Raw genomic sequence first — 955 nt, 5'->3', positions numbered from 1 at the left:
ATAGTTTTGCCCAGTTCTTTGAAACTCCGACTCGCGATAGTTTCAAGGAACTACTTCGTGAGAATTTCGGGGAAGCCGATCAATTTGATTTTAAGGCTGAGTGGCCAGATTTCCCTAAAGTTGCGAAGCATGTTTTGGCCATTGCTAATTCCGGAGGAGGCACATTAATCGTAGGCGTGGCTGAGAACGAGGACGGAACGCTTAATCACCAGGGACTCAATGAGATAACTGACAAGGTAGACGTAGGAAAGAAGCTAAAGCAGTACGTTCCGGATGGAGTGAGATGGGAAGTACTGAATTTCTCGTTTGATCCTGAGAGCGAGTACACGCAGATCAGAGGTCGGAAATTTCAGGTTTTGACAGTTGAATCTGATGAGAGTTCCATTCCACATCTGTCCAAACGGAGTGGAAAGGACATAAGAGACAATTGCATTTACGTGCGCAGGGCCACAGAATCTACAGAGGCTAATCATGACGAGATTCAACGCCTCCTATCCCGAAGAACGCAGGCAACAAGCCAGGAGATTCAGAAGGTTAAATACGATCTGGCTCAGTTACGGGCGCTTTACCAAGAGTTAGAGCAGCTGCGCATGTATTCCTCGTTTGGAGTGTCTAAACAGTTTGGTTACCCGTCTCGATCCTACGAATATGAAGAATTTCTAAGTACAGGACAAAAAATGTAGCACCTCATAGAACTCATCGGATTTGTAATCTAAATTGAGTACAATGCAGCGCAGATGGTCAAAGCCGTAGCGAAAGATACTCTTAGCCCGTCGTCGATGCTTTTTCACCTGCAATGGCTTGAGCTGATGCAACCATTGGCCAGTGCGAAACGCCCAGCACAGTGCCAGAGTCAGCAAGGCAAACAACTTACTGAGGCGTTCTGGGTCTTGCAGGTGGGTCGATTCGAGACAAAAGCCACGGGTCTTGAAAATGCCAAAGAGGGTTTCAATCC

General features: G+C 46.9%; 1 protein-coding gene and 1 pseudogene. One reads left to right on the top strand and one right to left on the bottom strand.

All coding sequences use genetic code 11. The features are described 5' to 3' along the window. Positions 1 to 683, top strand: a 683-nt coding sequence (locus AC2VE5_RS28760) for an AlbA family DNA-binding domain-containing protein (RefSeq protein WP_486890919.1), incomplete at its 5' end; no start/stop codon positions are given. On the opposite strand, the pseudogene AC2VE5_RS28755 reads toward AC2VE5_RS28760, so the two are convergent. Further along, a pseudogene (locus tag AC2VE5_RS28755) lies at positions 660 to 955 on the bottom strand (IS4 family transposase); the annotation flags it as partial. The gene AC2VE5_RS28760 and the pseudogene AC2VE5_RS28755 sit on opposite strands and share 24 nt — an antisense overlap.

This window comes from Aliterella sp. E5.1 (assembly GCF_057473825.1).
The sequence above is the reverse complement of the archived record's forward strand: the minus strand, read 5'-3'. Positions and strand labels throughout refer to the sequence as shown.